This is a genomic window from Anaerocolumna sp., assembly GCF_032079385.1.
Classification (GTDB): domain Bacteria; phylum Bacillota; class Clostridia; order Lachnospirales; family Lachnospiraceae; genus Anaerocolumna.
In genome coordinates this window covers 42,763-60,454 of the sequence record NZ_DAMAUC010000020.1, presented here as the reverse complement: position 1 = coordinate 60,454, position 17,692 = coordinate 42,763, and the positions used below count along the sequence as shown (strand labels likewise).

The 17,692-nt window shown below is 34.4% G+C and carries 24 protein-coding genes; 21 read left to right on the top strand and 3 right to left on the bottom strand.

The window, feature by feature from the left end:
- The first annotated feature begins 166 nt into the window (after positions 1 to 166).
- Both RT261_RS15305 and RT261_RS15300 read left to right on the top strand, forming a co-directional pair.
- Positions 167 to 1,219 carry a polysaccharide deacetylase family protein gene (locus tag RT261_RS15305; RefSeq protein WP_313133765.1) on the top strand — a complete coding sequence of 351 codons (1,053 nt, stop codon included), beginning with the start codon at positions 167 to 169 and terminating at the stop codon, positions 1,217 to 1,219.
- 111 nt (positions 1,220 to 1,330) lie between these two features.
- Positions 1,331 to 2,224, top strand: coding sequence for a carboxypeptidase-like regulatory domain-containing protein (locus RT261_RS15300; RefSeq protein WP_331665497.1), 894 nt, complete (start codon positions 1,331 to 1,333; stop codon positions 2,222 to 2,224).
- A gap of 46 nt (positions 2,225 to 2,270) precedes the next feature.
- Here the strand turns inward: RT261_RS15300 and RT261_RS15295 are convergent, their stop codons facing one another.
- The 3 genes from RT261_RS15295 to RT261_RS15285 form a co-directional block, all read right to left on the bottom strand.
- Positions 2,271 to 3,740, bottom strand: a complete 1,470-nt coding sequence (locus RT261_RS15295) for a recombinase family protein (RefSeq protein ID WP_313133764.1) — start codon at positions 3,738 to 3,740, stop codon at positions 2,271 to 2,273.
- A 143-nt stretch (positions 3,741 to 3,883) separates the two neighbouring features.
- Positions 3,884 to 4,342 carry an ImmA/IrrE family metallo-endopeptidase gene (locus tag RT261_RS15290; protein WP_313133763.1) on the bottom strand — a complete coding sequence of 153 codons (459 nt, stop codon included), beginning with the start codon at positions 4,340 to 4,342 and terminating at the stop codon, positions 3,884 to 3,886.
- 25 nt (positions 4,343 to 4,367) lie between these two features.
- The gene (locus RT261_RS15285; protein WP_313133761.1) at positions 4,368 to 4,793 is read right to left on the bottom strand and encodes a helix-turn-helix domain-containing protein; all 426 of its coding nucleotides are present in this window, start codon (positions 4,791 to 4,793) and stop codon (positions 4,368 to 4,370) included.
- Positions 4,794 to 4,953: 160 nt separating this feature from the next.
- Between RT261_RS15285 and RT261_RS15280 the strand changes: the two genes are divergently transcribed.
- The 19 genes from RT261_RS15280 to RT261_RS15190 all read left to right on the top strand — a co-directional run bounded on the left by RT261_RS15280 (position 4,954) and on the right by RT261_RS15190 (position 17,685).
- A complete protein-coding gene (locus RT261_RS15280; protein WP_313133759.1) occupies positions 4,954 to 5,172 on the top strand; it encodes a helix-turn-helix domain-containing protein in 219 nt (72 codons plus the stop codon).
- Positions 5,173 to 5,368: 196 nt separating this feature from the next.
- A complete protein-coding gene (locus RT261_RS15275) occupies positions 5,369 to 5,530 on the top strand; it encodes a hypothetical protein (protein ID WP_313133757.1) in 162 nt (53 codons plus the stop codon).
- 23 nt (positions 5,531 to 5,553) lie between these two features.
- Positions 5,554 to 5,778, top strand: coding sequence for a hypothetical protein (locus RT261_RS15270; protein WP_313133756.1), 225 nt, complete (start codon positions 5,554 to 5,556; stop codon positions 5,776 to 5,778).
- Between the two features lie 163 nt (positions 5,779 to 5,941).
- Positions 5,942 to 6,196 carry a hypothetical protein gene (locus RT261_RS15265; RefSeq protein WP_313133754.1) on the top strand — a complete coding sequence of 85 codons (255 nt, stop codon included), beginning with the start codon at positions 5,942 to 5,944 and terminating at the stop codon, positions 6,194 to 6,196.
- Between the two features lie 107 nt (positions 6,197 to 6,303).
- Complete coding sequence (locus RT261_RS15260; RefSeq protein WP_313133753.1) at positions 6,304 to 6,726, top strand: DUF1492 domain-containing protein; 423 nt, start codon at positions 6,304 to 6,306, stop codon at positions 6,724 to 6,726.
- 765 nt (positions 6,727 to 7,491) lie between these two features.
- Positions 7,492 to 8,049 (top strand): phage scaffolding protein, encoded by a 558-nt coding sequence (locus RT261_RS15255; protein WP_313133752.1) that lies wholly within the window; start codon positions 7,492 to 7,494, stop codon positions 8,047 to 8,049.
- Between the two features lie 187 nt (positions 8,050 to 8,236).
- Positions 8,237 to 8,644 carry a phage tail terminator family protein gene (locus tag RT261_RS15250; RefSeq protein ID WP_313133751.1) on the top strand — a complete coding sequence of 136 codons (408 nt, stop codon included), beginning with the start codon at positions 8,237 to 8,239 and terminating at the stop codon, positions 8,642 to 8,644.
- Between the two features lie 16 nt (positions 8,645 to 8,660).
- Complete coding sequence (locus RT261_RS15245; protein WP_313133750.1) at positions 8,661 to 9,707, top strand: phage tail sheath subtilisin-like domain-containing protein; 1,047 nt, start codon at positions 8,661 to 8,663, stop codon at positions 9,705 to 9,707.
- Positions 9,708 to 9,724: 17 nt separating this feature from the next.
- The gene (locus RT261_RS15240; RefSeq protein WP_313133748.1) at positions 9,725 to 10,201 is read left to right on the top strand and encodes a phage tail tube protein; all 477 of its coding nucleotides are present in this window, start codon (positions 9,725 to 9,727) and stop codon (positions 10,199 to 10,201) included.
- Positions 10,202 to 10,240: 39 nt separating this feature from the next.
- On the top strand, positions 10,241 to 10,642 hold the full coding sequence (locus tag RT261_RS15235; protein ID WP_313133747.1) for a phage tail assembly chaperone: 402 nt from the start codon (positions 10,241 to 10,243) through the stop codon (positions 10,640 to 10,642).
- 2 nt (positions 10,643 to 10,644) lie between these two features.
- Positions 10,645 to 10,845 carry a hypothetical protein gene (locus RT261_RS15230; protein ID WP_091685763.1) on the top strand — a complete coding sequence of 67 codons (201 nt, stop codon included), beginning with the start codon at positions 10,645 to 10,647 and terminating at the stop codon, positions 10,843 to 10,845.
- Positions 10,845 to 12,761: a tape measure protein gene (locus tag RT261_RS15225; protein WP_313133744.1), complete on the top strand. Its 1,917-nt coding sequence runs from the start codon at positions 10,845 to 10,847 to the stop codon at positions 12,759 to 12,761. Before RT261_RS15230 ends, RT261_RS15225 begins: the two co-directional genes overlap by 1 nt.
- Complete coding sequence (locus RT261_RS15220; RefSeq protein WP_313133743.1) at positions 12,761 to 13,534, top strand: LysM peptidoglycan-binding domain-containing protein; 774 nt, start codon at positions 12,761 to 12,763, stop codon at positions 13,532 to 13,534. The genes RT261_RS15225 and RT261_RS15220 overlap by 1 nt, the downstream gene beginning before the upstream one ends.
- Positions 13,535 to 13,834: 300 nt before the next feature.
- Complete coding sequence (locus tag RT261_RS15215; RefSeq protein WP_313133741.1) at positions 13,835 to 14,746, top strand: XkdQ/YqbQ family protein; 912 nt, start codon at positions 13,835 to 13,837, stop codon at positions 14,744 to 14,746.
- A complete protein-coding gene (locus RT261_RS15210) occupies positions 14,743 to 15,057 on the top strand; it encodes a DNA helicase (RefSeq protein ID WP_313133740.1) in 315 nt (104 codons plus the stop codon). The genes RT261_RS15215 and RT261_RS15210 overlap by 4 nt, the downstream gene beginning before the upstream one ends.
- Positions 15,054 to 15,449 (top strand): DUF2634 domain-containing protein, encoded by a 396-nt coding sequence (locus RT261_RS15205; RefSeq protein WP_313133739.1) that lies wholly within the window; start codon positions 15,054 to 15,056, stop codon positions 15,447 to 15,449. Before RT261_RS15210 ends, RT261_RS15205 begins: the two co-directional genes overlap by 4 nt.
- Positions 15,449 to 16,468 carry a baseplate J/gp47 family protein gene (locus tag RT261_RS15200; RefSeq protein WP_313133737.1) on the top strand — a complete coding sequence of 340 codons (1,020 nt, stop codon included), beginning with the start codon at positions 15,449 to 15,451 and terminating at the stop codon, positions 16,466 to 16,468. Before RT261_RS15205 ends, RT261_RS15200 begins: the two co-directional genes overlap by 1 nt.
- Position 16,469: 1 nt before the next feature.
- Positions 16,470 to 16,997 carry a putative phage tail protein gene (locus tag RT261_RS15195; protein ID WP_313133736.1) on the top strand — a complete coding sequence of 176 codons (528 nt, stop codon included), beginning with the start codon at positions 16,470 to 16,472 and terminating at the stop codon, positions 16,995 to 16,997.
- 4 nt (positions 16,998 to 17,001) lie between these two features.
- Positions 17,002 to 17,685, top strand: coding sequence for a hypothetical protein (locus RT261_RS15190; RefSeq protein WP_313133735.1), 684 nt, complete (start codon positions 17,002 to 17,004; stop codon positions 17,683 to 17,685).
- The last annotated feature ends 7 nt before the right edge of the window (positions 17,686 to 17,692 follow it).

The window sequence follows — 17,692 nt, the reverse complement described above, 5'->3', positions numbered from 1 at the left end:
GTTTGTGGAATACTTGAAGCTGATGTTACAGCAAAAGGTAATACACATTTGGTTTTGCAACAATCCTTTTGAATATATAAGGTTGATGGAAGAAATGAAGAAAAATTATGTGCACCTTCTTTCAATCTACTTATTAGCTTCAAAAATGTTTAGAAGAGGATAGGCAATGGAAAAAAATAAGAAAGAAAAAATAATCATTGGTGTATTAATGCTAATACTGGCTATCTTGCTGATTAGATTATTGCTTCTAAGGAAAGAAAAAGATTTGAGCATAAGCCAGGATACTGGAACTTCGCATATGTATTCCGATAACTCCATTCAATTGCTTACAAAATCAGAGAATGAAGCAGCCTTACATAATGACCTGTATCAAGAAAATTACTCAGAAGAAGGAAGTTCCAAAACAGTAATTTCAGAGTCAGAGGATTCAGAAACAAAAGTTGATATGGGAAAGGGTGCCGTCGATAACAATACCTTTGACGATAACAAATTGGATAAGGATAAATTAGTATCACAGGAAAAGCATTTTGCATATATGGATATGTTTCCGGATATGTATGTTGAAACCGTAAAACCGGTTATTCAGTTAAAGGAAAGAAAAATTGCATATCTATCCTTTGATGATGGACCAAGCAGAATCACAAAAGATATACTAAAAATTTTAGAGGAAGAAGAGATACAGGCTACATTTTTTGTACTAGGTTCTACTCTGACGGAAGAAGGGGAAGAGTGTCTACAGATGATGGTAGAGCAGGGCCATGAAATCGGAATACATACCTATTCTCACAATTATAAAAAAATATACGCTTCCGTTGAAGCTTATTTAGACGATTTTTATACCGTATATCAGCAGGTTTATGATATTACAGGTGTACAACCAAGGATATTCCGTTTTCCATGGGGCAGCATAAATAGTTACAATAAAAGTATAAAAGATCAGTTGATTACAGAAATGGAAAGAAGGGGTTTTACTTATTATGATTGGAATGTAAGTGCAGAAGATTCTTTGGGCAATCCGACAGAATACAAGGTATGGAAAAATGTAATGAAAGATGTTGAAAAATATAAATATCCTATTATCCTTATGCATGATTCTTCCATGAATAGAGTCACTGCCAATTCTTTGGAGAAAGTTATAAAATCCATTCGTGAGAAAGGATATGATTTTGACACATTAAGTAATCGGGAACCTTATCAATTTGGAAAAACAGTGAAATGAAGAAATGAAACGGAATAATATAATCACTTTCCTGGTAAAGGCGGCATATATTAGAATAAAATAATTTTTTAACGATTGATGGGATATTATCAATCGTTTGAAGGAATTTGTATGAGTGATATGAATTATAGAGTTTATCCGGCTCAGATGGAAACACAGTCTTTTGGAAGATTACGAGTAGATTGTACTACCGATGTTGGATTTAGGCCAATACCTAATGCTACTGTAGAAATCGCATCTACAGGGAATCCCAGTAATGTGATAGAAAGAACAACTACTGATGAAATAGGGCGGACAGGTGAAATAGAACTTCCTGCACCTCCTATTGAATATAGTCTGGAACCGGCAATGGATCAGCCTTATTCCGAATATAACGTAAAAATATCAGCTTCTGGATTTGCACCAGTTGAAGTGAATGCAGTACAAATATTACCGGAAGTTAATTCCGAACAACCGGTAACTATGGAACCAACTGAAGTCAGTCAGGGCGAATTATTTGTTGTATTACCCCATACTCTTTATTATGAATATCCCCCTAAAATAGCAGAAGATGAGATAAAAACCGAGTTTGAAACCGGTGAAATTGTATTACCCCAAGTAGTAGTTCCTGAATTTATAATTGTTCATGACGGTCCTCCCTCCGATACTTCTGCTCAGAATCATTATGTGAGATATCGTGATTACATTAAGAACGTAGCCTCCAGTGAAATCTATGCTACCTGGCCCGAAGCTACGATTTATGCAAATGTATTGGCAATTATGTCATTTACATTAAACCGGGTATTTACAGAATGGTATCGGAATAAAGGATACAATTTTACAATAACCTCCTCAACTGCCTTCGACCATAAATGGATGAATGGCAGGAATATATATGATAATATAGGCTTAATAGTGGATTCTATATTCAATAACTATCTTTCCAGGCCCAACGTAAGACAGCCTATCCTGACCCAATATTGTGACGGGAAAAACGTTCAGTGCCCTGGGTGGATGACCTTATAGCAACAGGGTATGTATAGGGATAAAAATAAAATAAGAATGTACTCATTTAATTATAGTAATAATAAAAGTCAATGATACCTTCTCTTTTATTGAAAACTATTTTCTCTAAAATAGATTTCATGGCTTTGTTTTTGGTAATGTTATCTATTTTATCATTAGTTATAATATTATAAACTTCCTTGATTCTTTGAAGCATTTCTGGTGTATGATCTTCATTGATATCCTTTTTTATTTGGTTAATTTGTTTCAGGATTTCTTCCTTTTCTTTTAGCAGCGTTTCTTTGTTTCGTTTATATTCTTCCAAAGTGTCGATTCCATTGATATAAGCAGTTTTAATTCTTTTTTCTTTAGAAGATATTTTATGTAATTGCAGCTCTAATAATGTGAAATCAGATTCATATTCCTGCTTGATTATTTCATATTCCATTTGCCCGGTAGATATAATTTCTTTCAGATTTTTCATAATATAAGGGGTAAGAATATTTTCGGATACACTGTTGCTTATGGGGCATTTGCCTTTACTATAACCATTACATATAAATTGCTTGTATCTTGAGCGGGTTGTGGTGGAAGAGGTCATAGTCCTGCCGCAATGACCGCATTTAATTAATCCCGATAACCAATGTTTATACTCCGTAACCGGACGAGACTTACTTAAAGGAGTGTATTCTTTACTGAAACGTTCCTGGGCTTTTTCAAAAAGCTCTTCAGAAATGATAGGTTCCAGCTCTCCTTTTTCTATAATCCATTCAGATTCCTTTTTCACTGTTTTTGTATCATTATGAACCCGGTTCCACCTGACATATCCCTTATAGATTGGATTTTGAATAATATATTCTACGGATCTGCGTTCAAAGTTTTTACCTTGTTTTGTTTTTAGGTTTAAGGTATTTAAATATTTTGCCAGTTGGAAAAATGTAAGTCCTTCATAAACATATTTATTAAAAATGGTTTTTACAATCTCCGCTTCGTCAGGAACAATAACTGGTATAGCGCCATGATGCTCAATCTTATAACCAAGGGGTGGGCTTGCTTGGTATCCCCCTCTGAGTGCTTTTTCAGTCATACCTCTATACACTTCTCCCGATAGTCGGATGGAATAGTATTCATCCATCCATTCTATGATTCTTTCAATGAGAGATCCGAAAGGGCCGTCTATTAAAGGCTCCGATATGCTTATTACCTCAATATCATTCTTCTTCAATAAAGATTTATAAACGATACTTTCTTCTTGATTTCTGGCAAAGCGGGAGTATTTCCAGACCAATATCACATCAAAGGGATGTTTTTTTTGTTTTGCTAATCCAATCATTTTTTGAAATTCAGGACGTTTGTCCGCCTTTTTCCCGGATATTCCATTTTCTATAAAGATATATTGTTCTGATACAACCATATTATTCTTTTTAGCGTAATCCAGTAATAATCGCTTTTGAGCATCCGGAGAAAGTTCTTCCTGCTTATCGGTACTTACCCGGATATATAAAGCGGCTATTCTAACAGGTATAGTTATTTGCATATTATCAACTCCTTTTTTCATTATATTGAGAAAAGGTCATAAAAATGCACCTCTAATCCTTAGATATATTTGTCTAAGTTTGAGGTGCATTTCAATATTTATTATACGCAAATAGTAGATAATAGAATAGGAATTTTAACTGTTTATATCATTTTCATTACTCCAAGGTTAGGCTCGAAATAAATGATGTAATTATCTACAGCGGTGTACTCTCCATATTTACTACGATAATACTTAATAGCATCCTGTAGAAATTCTTCCGTAACATCTAAGTAATCAGCCATACTGTATAAATTATGGCAGCCATATTCATAGGCCCTGATTATTCCAGTTAATCCTATTTGATTATTATATGCCCATAGCCTTGCTCTTAATTCCTGCTTCTTATTTTTAACATTTTGTAAATCTATAATGTTTCCCACAGTAGTATGATAATGTCCAAGTTCCTCTGCAAGGATACAAGCTTTTTCTTTTAATGTTGGGACGTCTTTTTTAATTGCAATCTTCTTGTCAAAAATTCTACCCTTATTCCCTAAAAGAGGTTTCTCTTTTACTATTAGTCCATAACTGGATGCCTCTTCAAGCAGTTCATCATATGTCATATATAACATCACCCTCCAATAAAAATTAGAAATTATCGTCATTCATGATATCATCATCATGCTTTAATTCTTCTTCTGTTGCGCTTTCTATGGCATGAGCTGCATTCACAACCAGGTGGGGTTTGTTACAACGGTTATACTCCATTTCTAAAACGGTATCTACAGTATGTCTACCTTTGTTATCAATGGAACGGTATTTATATAGGTGTTCTTCCTCAGATTTGGAAAGTTGAGGCTGCTCCCGGGGATTTTCATCCCAACCCATCAGATAGGATGGTGAACATTGTAAGGCATCAGCTAACAATTTAATTTTATCCCGCCTTACATTTTTAATCTCCCCACTTTCATATCTTTGTATAGTCGGTGTACTAACTCCAACTATTTTTGCCAATTCATCCATAGTCATATTTAATTCCAAACGCCGATTTTTTATCTTATCTTTAAATTCCACTTTTCATCAACCTTTCTTGATTAATATTAAAATAACATATCTTTTGCGAATATGCAATAGTAATTTTGCGTAAAAGTAAAAATATTTTGCGTTTATGTATTGACACAAAAAGTGAAAGGTGATAATATGAGTTGCGTAAACGTAAGAAAGGAGGAGGCTAATGTTTGATAAACTAAAATTCTTGGGAAAAATAAAAGAAAGGGGGAAAACAATTCAGGAAGTGGCTGATTTCCTGGAGATTAATCCAGCTACACTTTATAGAAAGATGAATGGAGAAAGTGATTTCTATAGAGAAGAAATCCAGGAGTTATGTAATTTTCTAAGCTTTGAAGATCCAATGCAAATTTTTTTTGCCGAAAGAGTTGCGGAAACGCAATAAAAGAAAGTTGGATAGTAGTTTTGTTTCATTATAGTAAATATGGAAAGTTATACTTAGTATTTGCAGTTCTTGGTTAAAGTTGAAGTATTTTGAGGTGATCCCAAAAATGATTTGTTTTCTTATGGGGATATCATATAGGAAAGTAAATAGCAACAAGTACAGGTCGTCATACATAACTTACTAAGGGGTGGTTTTTTTGAAAGAACTAACTGTACGAACCTTTGTAAGAATTCATGGGGAATATCAACCATGGGAGTCACTGTCAGCAGAAAAACAAGAAGAAATTGGTGTAGCTTTAAATGACAAAGCTTTAAGAGCAATAGGCTATGCACCGGTGAAAACAGAAAAAACTACCTAGCTGGTAAAAGGAGGGAGAAAGGTTTGAACAACGAAGTAATTACAATTCAAGATTGCTTGGACATGTATGAAAAGAAGAACCGAGTTGCAGTTTTACAAAGTGGACAAGTTGTTGCATTCAGAAGGGAGGAGAAAAAGAAAAGCTCACCGGAACCGCCATTCCAAAGTGAGCCCATAACAAATTATTACCAGTGCATTATAGCACGGAATCAGGAAGAAAACAAGATGACAGAAGTATCAGTATATTAGACAGAAAAGTATCTGTTAAAGAAATTTTTCTACCTGGTAAAACTACGGGAACTTTGGGAACCGTTGTTATTAAAACCAATAATAATAGGCGATTAAGGGGTTCCCAATTACGCAGAAGACAGTGGGAACTATAGAGAACTTTGGGAACTATAAGGAGGGAAATATGTCGAATATTAATAAAAATATTCCATCATCTGAACAGATAAGGTTAATTTTTAAATATACCTATGTTCTATACCACAAATATAGAAATTCTAAAACAGACCAGGATTTTCAGAATCTAGTTAAAGCATGCCATGAATTACAGAGAAGGTTTCCATTTCAGTTGTGCGAAAAGATTCTTTTGGAAATCTGCAATCTTATTGAAAAAGAATATAAAAGTCAGTGCGGGTTGGAAAAGCAAATGAATCAAAACTAAACTTTAAATTATTTTATAAATTATGCATTATAAACTACATAACATTTAAATATGCAGTACAGGATGAATATTATTGTAATTACAACTATTAACGAAGGAGTGATATCTTGACTGAGAAAGATTTAAATCAATACAAAGCGATTAAAAAAGAAATAGCTGATCTTAATAGAAGAATAAGAGAAATAAAAGAGGGAGAAGTAGTACATCTTGGAATTGTTAAAGGCTCAAGCAAAAATTTCCCCTACAATACAAAAAACTTTCATATTAATGGGATAGATCCCGAAGATGCAAGCAGGCGTCAGGAGTTGATTATGAAACTGCTAAGACAAAGAGAAGTACAAAGGGATGAGCTGCTTAAAAAGCAAATGGAAATTGAGAATTATATATTTGAAATTAACGATAGTTCTACAAGAACAATATTTAGGATGTATTTTATCGATGAGCTAAGTCAATTGCAGATTGCCAACAGGACCGGATACGACCAAAGTGCAGTATCAAGGAAGATTAAGCAATACTTACGAAATAAATAATAACTAATTTGAGATTTTATAAACTCTTATCAGAAGCCAGCTTGTCAGAGACCATATGCGATAGAAGTATAGTTATATAAATAGGAATATATCATATTGCATAAATAGCATAATATTGTGTGTTAAAATTGTATTATGGAAAGCTGTGGGTGAGGAACACTTGGAAGTCATTTGGTGTCTAAGCTAAGCAATTATTACATTCTTCTTAGGAGCTTAAGACTTTCCCCAGTTGCATAAATAGCATAATATTAAGTGTTAAAATTGTATTATGGAAAGTTGTATGTAGGATTACCTGAAAATATTAGGTGTCAGAACTTAGTAAACATTATATTTTTTCTAAGAGCCTGGGATTTTTCACAATTGCATAAATAGCATAATATTACATGCTAAAATTGTATTATGGAAAATTGTCGGTGATGATCATCTGGAATTTATTTGGTGTCTAAGTTTAAGCGATTATTACATTTTCTAAGAACTTGAGACTTTGCCATATTGCATAAATAGCATAATATCATGTGTTAAAATTGTATTATGGAAAGTTATCGGTGAGAGTCACCTGGAAGCTATTAGGTGTCAAAGCTTAGCAAATATTATATTCTTCCTCGGAGCTTGACATTTTTAATGGTTTATATTTCCATTCATAAAGGCATTCTGTCTGTTTGGCAGGGTGCCTTTTATCGTCACTTTGGTACTTCGGACGTTAACTGTAAAGACAAATAGGACCGGACTGAACCGGGTGAAAAATGGATTTGAAAGGGGAATGAAGTGAAAAAAGAAAATTTAATTGCATTAGGTTTAACAGAGGAACTAGTAAGCGAAGTCATGGATATTTATAAAAAAGATTTAAAAGGTTACATACCCAAGAAACGCTTTGATGAAGTAAACGACTCTAGAAAAGACCTTGAAAAACAGATTGAGGATAAAAATGAGCAGCTTATAAGCTTTGAAGAAAAAATCAAAAGTTGTGAAGAAGCAGAAAAGATTATCAAGAAGCTTCAACAAGATAATGAGTCTGCAAAGAAATTCTACGCGGCTAAAATTAAAGATATGACTATCACTTCTGCAATCCAATCTAAGTTAATGAATGTTAAGTATTCGGATTTATTAGTGGATAAGTTTGATAAATCCATATTAGTTGTTAACGAAGATGGAACAGTATCCGGAATCGATGAACAACTTACTATATTAAAAAAGCAGTATAAGGATTTATTTATCATTGACACGAAAGACGAGGAACTCAATTGTCAGAAAAAAAGCTCGGAAGGAGTAAAGAATCCCTGGAGCATGGAACATTTTAACTTAGCTGTAAAGCTACAGGTTTAGAGTCTGAAATTAATGATATCCGATGTTTATAAGAAGTGATGAATTCGTAATCTTGAAAACTGTCATAAGTTTTGGATTCGTTTATCTGTAAAAAATGCAACATAATCAATTATGAATTAAAAATGGAACAACCTCTTTTATTAAAGTAATTTTGTAAAAGAGGAAACGTAGAGAGGGTGAAAAGAGCATGATAAGTGAAATAGAACAAGCTATAGTCAATAAACTCCAAGAACTATACCCAACATACCCAATATACATGGATGATGTTACGCAAAGTCTTACCAAACCTGCTTTTATAATCTTCCTAATAGAGCAGGAGTATAAAAAACGAATGAATTCAAAGTACATAGGAAGAATCAGATTTGACGTTTCTTACTATTCGGATAAACCAACTGCAAAGATTAAGCTGGATTCCCAAAAAGTACAAGAAAATCTGTTCCATGAATTTGATTTAGTCGGAACATTCAGAGCTATAAACAAAAAAACAGAGTTTGTAGAGAATGTTCTGCATTTTACATTCGATATTAAATACTCGGAAATGAAAGTGGAAATGGAAGAACAAATGAAATCTCAAACAACAAATACAAATATTTAAGAAAGAAGGGTGAATTATGGCAGGAACATGGAATAATCAAAATAAAATTTTACCTGGTGCGTATTTAAATTTCCGTACAAATGCGCCTCTCTCTATTACTCCTGGTGATAGAGGAATCGTGGTATTGTTACAGGAAATCAGTAAAGGTGTGGCAGGTGAAATGTATGTTATCACTGCATTAGATCAATCAAAATATCCGACTGATATACCGGCTGAGGACAAGCTGCTTGTCAATGAAGCATTAAAAGGAGCAAAGACAGTAATTCTATATAATCTTGGTACTGAACATACTGCCGATACAATTGCCGCTGCCCTTGATGCTTTAAAGACAGTAGAATTCAATGCACTGGTTTATCCTTATGATGATACTGCTTACGAGGCCAATAAGGCTGCAATTAAAACCTGGATTAATACAATGCGCTCAGAAGAGGGTGTGAAAATTCAGGCTGTTATGGCTAACTATGCAGGCGATGGTGAATCCATTATTAATGTTACACAAGGTGTGGAATTAGCAGATGGAACATCATTAACTCCTTCCCAGTGTACTGCATGGGTAGGTGGCATTAGTGCCGGTGCAAACATTAATCAATCCAACACCGGAAGAAAATACGATGGCGCCATTGATGTTATTCCTCGTATGACGAAAACAGAACAGGAAGCGGCTATTACTGCAGGTGAATTTATCTTCAAGGTAGATGCTGCACAGAATGTTACTGCGGTATATGATATTAACTCATTAACTACCAAAACGGTGGAAAAAGGTGAAATATTCAAGAAGAATCGTGTTGTTCGTACCATTGATGGAATCCATAAGGATGTTTCAGAGATATTCGAATCTAATTACATAGGTAAAGTGAATAACAACACAGACGGAAGATCATTATTAAGAGCTACATTAATTGAGTATTTCAACGAATTGCAAAGAATGGGAGCTATTCAGAATTTCGTACCAGAGGATGTAGCAGTTTCATCTGGAACAAGTTCTGATGCAGTAGTAATTGACTGCTTTATACAACCTGTTGACAGCATTGAGAAGATTTATATCTCAGTAAATTTAGCATAAGAAGGGGGGACTAGATCATGGCAGATAATTATGTAAGATTAAGTGATACTATATCCGCAAAAGAGGGTAAGGCGTTTATAACCATAGATGGACAGAATAGAGAACTTTTTGAAATCTCCAGTCTTAAAGCGCAATTGGAGTTAAAAGTTCAAGAGCGCCAGATGATGGGACACCGCATGACGCAGCATAAAGTAGTTGGAGCAACCGGAACCGGTTCTATGACAATGTATTTTATGAATTCAGACATGCTTAATTTAGCCATAGATTACATAAAAGAAGGTAAGTATGGTGGATTAAAACTTCGTGTTATAAATGAAGATTCACAATCTACTGTTGGAAAACAAGATGTAGAATTGAAGAATGTTTTATTCAAGACAATTCCAGTTGCTACGCTGGATGACCAGTCTGATGATCCAATTACAATTGAAACGGAATTTACATTTGACGATTTGACCGGTTTAGAGTTCTTTCAGTCACCTGCAAATTTTAGATAATATGGGAGCTTCGGCTCCCTTTTTAAGGAGGAAAATAATATGAAATCATTAAACGCTTTTTTAAACCCAGTTCAGGTAGAAAACAAAGAAGTTATTGTGTCCAATCGATTTAAAGACAACGATAAAGTTGTTCCCTTTATTATAAGACCCATTACCCAAGAAGAAAATAAATTACTAATAAAAAAATATACAAAAAAAGACAAAAAAGGTACAGAAGTCTTTGACAGAGCCGAATATGTACAGGCCTTAACTGCAAGTGCAGTTGTTTTTCCTGACCTGAAAAATGCAGAGTTACAAAATGCATATGGTGTGTTAGGTGAATCGAGCTTGTTACAAAAAATGCTATACGTAGGTGAATATGCTGAATTAGCAATTGCAGTACAAGAAATAAGCGGATTGGACAAAGATATTAATAATGATATTGAAGAAGCAAAAAACTAATAATGCAAGGTGATCCGGAGGCAAATTTAGCTCACTTTGCATTACAAAAATTAAAAATTCGAGCGGGAGTTTTATTGGGGTTATGTTCAGCAAACGAGCCTATGGGGTACCAGGAAAGGGTATTTACCTATGGCAGTATATTGGTTAGAGTTGAACAAGAAAAGAATCAAGCCTCTAAGATAAAATCGAAGGGAGGAAGGTAATGGCTACATTAGATACTATGCTTATGCCACTTAACAATTATCCTGCTACTATTAGCCCACTAAATACCAATAACCAACTAAATATCAATGCCCAACTAAATATTTTTAATCAACTAAATGTCAAAGCGGATATACTAACAGAAATAATGACGGATGCAGGCGGCAGTACAGATAAGTTTAATGAAAAGCTTGAAGCTACAGGAGCAAATGCAGATACAGCTAGTAATAAATTTGGTAAATTCTTGGATATTACAAAATTAGTAAATGGTGCCGTTAAAGGTATGAAAATAGCTGATAAATTTATAAATATAAATACTAGACTAAAATTAGCCAATGATGGCTCACAGACACAACCTGAATTTCAGGATAAGATATTTCAAGCCGCTAATCGTTCGCGTGGTTCTTATATGGATATGGCAAGTACGGTGGCTACACTTGGATCAATTGCAAAGGATGCATTTCCTACCAATGACGAGGCAATAGCCTTTTCTGAATTGCTTCAAAAATCGATGAAAGTAAGTGGCGTAAGCGGAGCAGAACAAAGTACCACTATGGGGCAAGTAGCGCAAACAATGGGTAAGGGTACATTAACTAGTGGTGATTTCAGTTCAATCACGGATCAGGTACCTGCAATTATGGAAGCTCTTATTACAGCCACAGGAAAGTCAGAGGAAGAACTTAAAGGCTTAGCATCTACTGGTCTTATGACGGCTGACTTTATAAAAAATGCTATGTTTATAGCAAGCGATCAAATAAATGAACAGTTTGACTCTATGGATGTGACATTTGCAGAAATATGCAACCGCATAAAGAATGAGGTATTTTATGCATTTCAGCCAATTATTGAAGCCGTTAGTGAATTAATTAAGAGTGCTGCATTTAATGATATATTGGACAGCATTATAATTGGAATAAATATCTTATCATTGTTTGTTAATGAAATAATTGATTGTGTTATCACAAATTGGCCAATCATTGAGTCTATTTTGTTAGCAATTGGGATATTTCTAATGTTTCAACTTATTGGATACCTTACAGCTGCTATACCAGTGCTACTGACTAATGTAGCCTTATGGTGGGCTATGAACGCTCCAATTGTAGCTGTCATAGCAACTATTGCAGCCATTATATACATGCTACAATCAATGGGGGTAACCTTTGAAGATATATTTAGCTTTATAGGTGGGGTAATTGGAGTATTTGTAGGTTTCTTCGCAAATATATTTATCACATTATGGAATATTGTTGCTGATTTCGTTAATTTCTTTGGAAACATATTTAGTAATCCGATTGAAAGTATTATAGCATTATTCGCTGACTTGGCAATAACAGTCCTAGGATTTATTGAAGGAATTGCAAAAGGAATTGAGAATTTGCTTAATCATATACCTGGTATTAAGGTAGATATCACAAGCGGATTAACAGGGCTTAAAGATGGCATTGCCGCTAAATCAGGAAAATTTAAAAGCGAAGCTGATTTAAAAACGTTCATGGAGAAAAAGGAATATTTGGATTATACGGAGGCAGCTGCAACTGGTGGAAATATTGGTAAAAAAGCATATGGAAATTTAGATAGTACTTTAAGTAATATTACTAATTCTTTTACTGGAATCGGAACTGGAAAAGAATATGAAATCGATATAAGTGATTATGGAACTTCAGGGAATCCTTTGACGGTTAAGGGAACTGGAAGAAATGATTCAATGGAAGTTGATGTGTCGGATGAAGATTTAGGCTACTTAAGGGATATAGCTGAGAGAGAATATATAAATAAATTCAGTACAGCCACATTAGCTCCACAAATTCAAGTCCAGTTTGGAGATGTTCATCAGGAAGCAGACGCTGATAAAGTAGCGGGAAGAATAAAAATGATACTCCAAGAAGAAATTGCAACGGCAGCAGAGGGGGCTTATTAATGAGAGATTATGCAGTGTTTTTTGAATATAATAAAAAAACATACAGAATTCCGGTAAATCCGGAAGAAATTGAAATATCCAGCACCCAGGCAGTTAAAAAATATGAGATCCTAAAGCTTGGACAGATTGCAGTTCCCACACATTTGGAACTGCGGGAATATTCATTCGAAACAGAATTTCCAAAGTACAGTAAAAAATATCCCCCTCACTATATTGAAACTCCAAATGAATTTCATGGTTCAGATTATTATATAAGCCTTTTCAGCCGATTACAGAGAACCCTTGTACCTGTTCGCTTTATTGCCGGAAGATTTTCAGATAATAATGGTAATGAGATAGTGGATGAAGGAGAAATTGATTTAAATAAATGTATAAACACTCTAGTCTTAATTGAAGATTTAACTATTACAGAAAAAGCTGGAGAAGAAGGAGACAAATATGTTGGGTTTAAATTATTGGAATATAGACCGTATAGTAAGAAAACTTCTGATATAACATTTGAGATAAATGAATCCGGTAAAACTGTAGCAAAAAAGAATAACACGAAGAGTAAAGATACATCAAATCCTAAATCAAACGGATATCATATAGTAAGGCAGGGAGAATCACTTTGGGCATTAGCAAAAAAATATTATGGTAATGGAGCAAAAAATAATATAATATACAACGCTAATAAAAATATTATTAAGAATCCAAACATGTTAAAGGTAGGATGGAAACTTAAAATTCCGGCAGAAAGTGAATTTAACAAATATTCCACACCACTGCGGTAATGAAATTGGAGAAGGCAGAGAAAGTTGGGTAAATAAGACATGTATGTATACTTCTGACAAACCTGTTGTTGGTATATCTTTGCACCTTAATGGCAGTAAGTATTATTGTCCTGACAGTGGAAGAACGTTTAGTAATTAAAAAGACAAAATAATCTCACTATTGCATCAAAAAGCAATTAGAAGCAGTTCGGGTGAAGAAGTTACTTCTGATGGAAATATGCATTAAGGAGGAGAGAACCGTTCTAATGAAAGGAGCTGAGAGGTATAAAGGTTGAATTGTTGGTTAATGTAGGCGGTAAAATGTACGAAATAAGTGAGCTTGTAACATCCATATCATACTCAGATAAGTTGAATGATGGATGCAGCAAGCTCGAATTTTCTTATATCGACGATAAATTGACAATAGAAAATGGTAGTCCTGTTCGATTTAAATATGATAATAAATATATATTTTCTGGAATCGCATTTAAACATGGCCACACAAAAGATAAAGAAATTGCAATCACTGCATACGATCAGTTAAGATATTGTAAAGCTAAGGATGAGATTGTCGTGCTGAAAGATACGGCTACCACATTAACGAAAAGAATGTGTACTTATTTCGGATTGAGAGCCGGGGTGCTAACGGATACAAAATATGTGTTGGCTACAGGGGTGCAAGATGGGAAGACATGGTTAGACATTGTCTATGACGGTATAAGTGAAACTTTAGTAAATACAGGTAGAAAATTCTGTTTACGAGATGAATGTGGTGTTATTACCCTTAGGGACCTTGATGATTTAAAGCTGGATCTTATATTAGGTGATGAAAGCCTTTGTTATGATTTTAATTATGAAAAATCAATTGATGATGAGTTTTATAATAGAATCAAAATATATGTCAAGGGAGATAAAGATAAGAATGGACAGTTTATAGTGGAAGATGGTGATAGTTCCATTAAAAAATATGGTCTTTTACAGTATTTTGAATCTATAGACAAAGAAATAAATATATCAAAAGTTAAAGCAAAAGCAAAAGCACTTTTAGGATTATACAATCAAGAAGTTGAATCTTTAAGCTTAGAATGTCTGGGAGACACCTCTATTCGTGCTGGTTCTAGTTTCTATGTTTATATAGATGGAGTTAAATTAAATAAGCAATTATTTGTAAAGTCCGTTACCCATAAGTTTTTGCCTAATCATACCATGAGTTTGGAGGTGGCTATTTCATGATAAATGAAATAAAAGCAATCGTGCAAAACTATCTTAACAATGCTAAACTTTGTAACGTCATGACGGGAATAGTGGAAAATAGCGGAATAAGAATAAGTGAAAAAATAGTAATTCCAAATGAATTAATCAAAGGTAATTTAATGGACCATACTTCAACTGGGGATAAAGTAAGGCTAATCCGTAATCATGGTGGGAAAGAATTTTATATCATTGAAATAATAGATAAACATTTTCTCATCAAGGGCAGCACGGTCACATTATCCAGAGATGGCAACTTATATGAATACAAAGTAGAGGATGTGGTGAAATGATACCAAAGGAAATGATTGACGCCGAATTAGAAATTATAGAAGACGTAGAAACCACTAAAACTTACAGATTAACAGATATAAATATACAAGGCTTTACAAACGAATTAAAAGCATTACAGCAAGCTATATATAAGGTATTAAATACAGAAAAGTATGAATACCCCATATATAGCTTTGCTTATGGGATAGAATTGGAAAGTCTTATTGGAAAAGATCCTATATATGTGCAAATTGAACTACAGAGAAGAGTTCAGGAGTGCCTATTGCAAGACGAAAGAATAACCGGTATAGATAATTTTCAATGCACCGTTACCGGTGATAGCTTGTTATGTACTTTTGATGTGATAAGCATTTATGGAAACATCACAATTATGAAGGAGGTGAACGTATAATGTTTGAAGATATGACCTTTGAAAATATATTAGATGATATGTTAAGTCTTGTTAAAAGTGATGTAGATAAACGAGAGGGTTCAGTAATCTATGATGCCCTCGCTCCATGTGCTTTTAAATTAGCAGAAACATATTATCAACTTAGTAATTTTCTTGACTTGGTGAGTGGTGATACGGCGGTAGGAGAATTTTTAGATAGAGTTGTTGCTGATCATGGTATCACAAGGAAGCCTCCTACCTATGCAGTCAGGCGGGTAGAAACTACAGGAGAGGTCAAAATTGGTACCAGATGGGGATTGAATGGTACAACTTACACGATTTCTGAATTAATCTCTCCAAACATTTACAAGGCTAAATGTGAGCAATTAGGATCAATAGGCAATACTTATTCAGGGCAACTTGAAAATATAGATAATGTAAGCGGAGTTACAGCCACATTGACGGATATTGTAACTCCAGGAGAAGACGAAGAGTCGGATGATAACTTAAGAGCCAGATTTTACATGCAGATACAGGCGCCTAGTACATCCGGAAATGCTGATAACTATAAGAAATGGGCTTTAGAAGTACCGGGAGTTGGAGATGCAAAAGTATTTCCATTGTGGAATGGCAATGGTACTATAAAAGTCATTGTAGTGGATGAAAACATGGATTTAGATACTGCTTTACCAATGAAAGTATTTAATTACATTGAAGCAGTAAGGCCCATAGGAGCCACAGTTACAGTAGAAAGTCCTGAAGAAAAAACAATTAATGTGCTGGCAAATGTTATATTAGATGGGTCAAAGACAATGGATGAAGTTAAAGCTGCCTTTACATTGGCTTTAAATTCTTATCTAAAGGAAATTGTATTTAAGACTTATTCCATCAGCTACGCACGTATTGGAAGCCTATTATTATCTACTGCAGGTGTTACAGATTACTCTGATTTGCTTGTTAATGGTGGAACCGCAAATATAACTTTGCTGGATACAGAAATGCCTATTCTGGGCATTGTTACATTAACGGAGGTGGAATAAGATGGAGTTAATGACATTACTTCCAGAATACTATAAAGGTAATAAGACCATGGAAGAATTGCAAGGTATTCTAAGTACGGATATAAACCATCTTGCAAATAATATCAATACCGCTATAGATCAGTGCTTTGTAAACACTGCAACAGCATTATTAAGCCGGTATGAAAAAATATATGGAATACAAGTTGATGTGAGTAAATCCAATGAATTTAGACGAGAACGTATCAGGGCAAAAATAAGAGGTACTGGTACGGTAACTAAACAGATGATTGAGAATGTCGCAAAAAGCTATAGTAATGGAGAAGTTGTGGTTATAGAAAATACCGAAGATTATAGTTTTAAAGTAAAATTTGTTGGTACAAAAGGGATTCCAAATAATATGGCAGATTTAACATTAACTGTAAATGAGATAAAACCGGCACATTTGTCGTTCTCTTTTGAGTACACATATAATATATGGAATAATGTTGCTGGAATGATTTGGGATGAAACAAGTGCCTATACATGGGAAGAACTGAGAGTGAGGTGAAGAAATGGCTGAATATACAAAAAATTATAATTTGGAAAAGCAACAAGGAAATGACAATATAAGTATCGAGGGATTAAATGAGAATTTTGATAAAATAGATACTGCGTTGGGAAATTCTGCAAAGTTTGAAAAAGCAAGCGGAACAGGGACAGGCATTACATTGAAGGGTATCGTTTTAGAAGATGGTGCTAGTAAAATTTTTATAGTGTCAATTAGTAATAACGGTGCAGCAACAACAATTAATGGTAAGAAATTATACAAATCAGGTACAACAACATCACCAAGTTTGATAGCCGGCAAAGCTGTTACAGTGTGGTATAGTCAGACGAATGATTGTTTTTATTCCGATGCATATGCCGATGAAATTCATACCCATGCTGTATCAGATATTACGAACTTTCCAACTTCACTTCCGGCCAATGGGGGCAATGCAGCCACAGTAAACGGTAAGACCGTAGCTGAAAACGTTCCAGCTGGTGCAAAATTTACAGATACAGTTTATATACATCCTGATAAACATGCACCAAGTATTTTATCAAATGGAGCACTTCCAATAGGAGTAACTGCCGCAGGTTCGAGCGCCGATTATGGTACAGCAAGGCTAAGAAATATTTATGCGGGTACTGCGGATTTAACAGCAGGTGCGTCTGCATTACCTAGTGGTTACCTGTACATAGTATATGAATAGAGGTGAT

Bases quoted from the DNA above. Each gene is read 5' to 3' on its own strand.
- RT261_RS15305 (WP_313133765.1), top strand. From the start codon at position 167: ATGGAAAAAAATAAGAAAGAAAAAATAATCATTGGTGTATTAATGCTA.
- RT261_RS15300 (WP_331665497.1), top strand. From the start codon at position 1,331: ATGAGTGATATGAATTATAGAGTTTATCCGGCTCAGATGGAAACACAG.
- RT261_RS15295 (WP_313133764.1), bottom strand. From the start codon at position 3,740: ATGCAAATAACTATACCTGTTAGAATAGCCGCTTTATATATCCGGGTA.
- RT261_RS15290 (WP_313133763.1), bottom strand. From the start codon at position 4,342: ATGACATATGATGAACTGCTTGAAGAGGCATCCAGTTATGGACTAATA.
- RT261_RS15280 (WP_313133759.1), top strand. From the start codon at position 4,954: ATGTTTGATAAACTAAAATTCTTGGGAAAAATAAAAGAAAGGGGGAAA.
- RT261_RS15265 (WP_313133754.1), top strand. From the start codon at position 5,942: ATGTCGAATATTAATAAAAATATTCCATCATCTGAACAGATAAGGTTA.
- RT261_RS15250 (WP_313133751.1), top strand. From the start codon at position 8,237: ATGATAAGTGAAATAGAACAAGCTATAGTCAATAAACTCCAAGAACTA.
- RT261_RS15245 (WP_313133750.1), top strand. From the start codon at position 8,661: ATGGCAGGAACATGGAATAATCAAAATAAAATTTTACCTGGTGCGTAT.
- RT261_RS15240 (WP_313133748.1), top strand. From the start codon at position 9,725: ATGGCAGATAATTATGTAAGATTAAGTGATACTATATCCGCAAAAGAG.
- RT261_RS15235 (WP_313133747.1), top strand. From the start codon at position 10,241: ATGAAATCATTAAACGCTTTTTTAAACCCAGTTCAGGTAGAAAACAAA.
- RT261_RS15230 (WP_091685763.1), top strand. From the start codon at position 10,645: ATGCAAGGTGATCCGGAGGCAAATTTAGCTCACTTTGCATTACAAAAA.
- RT261_RS15225 (WP_313133744.1), top strand. From the start codon at position 10,845: ATGGCTACATTAGATACTATGCTTATGCCACTTAACAATTATCCTGCT.
- RT261_RS15220 (WP_313133743.1), top strand. From the start codon at position 12,761: ATGAGAGATTATGCAGTGTTTTTTGAATATAATAAAAAAACATACAGA.
- RT261_RS15215 (WP_313133741.1), top strand. From the start codon at position 13,835: ATGTACGAAATAAGTGAGCTTGTAACATCCATATCATACTCAGATAAG.
- RT261_RS15210 (WP_313133740.1), top strand. From the start codon at position 14,743: ATGATAAATGAAATAAAAGCAATCGTGCAAAACTATCTTAACAATGCT.
- RT261_RS15205 (WP_313133739.1), top strand. From the start codon at position 15,054: ATGATACCAAAGGAAATGATTGACGCCGAATTAGAAATTATAGAAGAC.
- RT261_RS15200 (WP_313133737.1), top strand. From the start codon at position 15,449: ATGTTTGAAGATATGACCTTTGAAAATATATTAGATGATATGTTAAGT.
- RT261_RS15195 (WP_313133736.1), top strand. From the start codon at position 16,470: ATGGAGTTAATGACATTACTTCCAGAATACTATAAAGGTAATAAGACC.
- RT261_RS15190 (WP_313133735.1), top strand. From the start codon at position 17,002: ATGGCTGAATATACAAAAAATTATAATTTGGAAAAGCAACAAGGAAAT.